Annotated in this window: 1 protein-coding gene; it reads left to right on the top strand. The window is 58.0% G+C overall.

Annotation, left to right across the window (positions count from 1 at the left end):
* The first annotated feature begins 139 nt into the window (after positions 1–139).
* Entirely contained in the window at positions 140–1,333 is a 1,194-nt protein-coding gene (locus tag GXY47_09910) for an ATP-binding protein (protein NLV31458.1), read from the top strand.
* Positions 1,334–1,504: the final 171 nt, after the last annotated feature.

Genomic DNA, 1,504 nt, shown 5'->3' with positions numbered 1-1,504 from the left:
TTCGCCGTCCAGGGCTACCCGACGTACCTGCTCTATCCCGCGCGGTAACGGGCACGGTTGTGAAACGGGAGTCCAACAAAATCTACCGATGTCTATTCATATGTTGATAGACATGGGTAGGTTTTGGTAGAAGCCAAGCATGGACCCAATCAAAAATCCATATTCTCCGGGTGCAGGCGCTCCGCCTCCTGAACTGGTCGGCCGAGATCCCATCCTGAATCAGGCACGTATTCTCCTTGGTCGGATTCAGGAAAAGCGGCCTGAAAAAAGCATGCTTCTGACCGGGCTGCGCGGCGTCGGAAAAACCGTCCTTCTCAATGAAATTGAGCGCAAGGCCAGAGCTCAAGGCTATCACACCATCCCCGTGGAAGCCGTCGAAGGCAAGCCGTTGGGCCCCTTGCTGGCTCCCCACTTGCGAAGTCTCCTCTTTGAACTGGACCGGCTTGCCGGCATGGGCAACAAGGCGAAGCGGGGGCTGCGCGTGTTGCGGAGTTTCCTCGGCGCCATCAAAGTGACTTATCAAGACGTATCCATCGGACTCGACATCGACCCCGAAAAGGGAGCCGCAGACAGCGGCGATCTGGAAATCGATCTGCCCAACCTTTTGGTCGCCGTCGCCGAGGCGGCGGAAGAAAAAAACAGCGCCATCGCCGTGTTGATCGATGAAATTCAATACTTTGGCCAAAAGGAACTCAGCGCGCTCATCATGGCCATGCATCGGGTCCAGCAGCGCCGATTGCCTCTGATCTTGATCGGGGCCGGACTGCCGATCCTGCCCGGCCTGGCGGGAGAATCCAAATCATATGCCGAACGGCTGTTCAGCTTTCCCTCCGTCGGCGCGTTGTCGGAAGAAGAGAGCGCCCGGGCGCTCAACGAGCCCGCTCGGGCCGTCGGCGTCCATTTTGCCTCCGATGCCTTGCGCGAAGTGTTTCGCCTAACCAAAGGCTATCCGTATTTCCTCCAGGAATGGGGTTATCAAACCTGGAATCTGGCCCCGACGCCTTCTATCGCCTTGTCCATCGTGCAAACCGCCACGCCGGAAGTTGTACGCCGATTAGACCAAAACTTTTTCCGGGTGCGCTTCGATCGCCTCACGCCTAGCGAGAAAAATTTTCTTCGGGCCATGGCCCATCAGGGTGCCGGCAACTACCGCTCCGGCGACATCGCGGAAACGCTGGGAATGACCGCGAAGAGCATTGGTCCCGTGCGCGCAAAGCTGATCAAAAAAGGAATGATCTACAGCCCTGCGCATGGGGAAATGGCCTTTACCGTCCCCCTGTTCGACGAATTTATGGTCCGAGCCATCCCTGAATTCCAGCCGCGCTTGATGTAACCTCCAGCCTCGCGCCTGCGGAATCCACGTCCTGATCAATTTCGGCGCCCACTGGTGCAAGGCCTGCAAGCTCATGGATGCCACCACCCTGCGCGACCCCGCCGTCATCGAAAAGCTGAAGGATTACTTCCCCATCCACGTCATTGCCGACGTCCCCAACAAGCCCCCGGC

This window comes from Acidobacteriota bacterium (assembly GCA_012729555.1).
Lineage (GTDB): Bacteria > Acidobacteriota > UBA6911 > UBA6911 > UBA6911 > UBA6911.
The sequence above is the reverse complement of the archived record's forward strand: the minus strand, read 5'-3'. Positions and strand labels throughout refer to the sequence as shown.

Excerpts from the sequence above, each read along its gene's own strand:
- GXY47_09910 (NLV31458.1), top strand. The coding sequence starts at position 140 with ATGGACCCAATCAAAAATCCATATTCTCCGGGTGCAGGCGCTCCGCCT.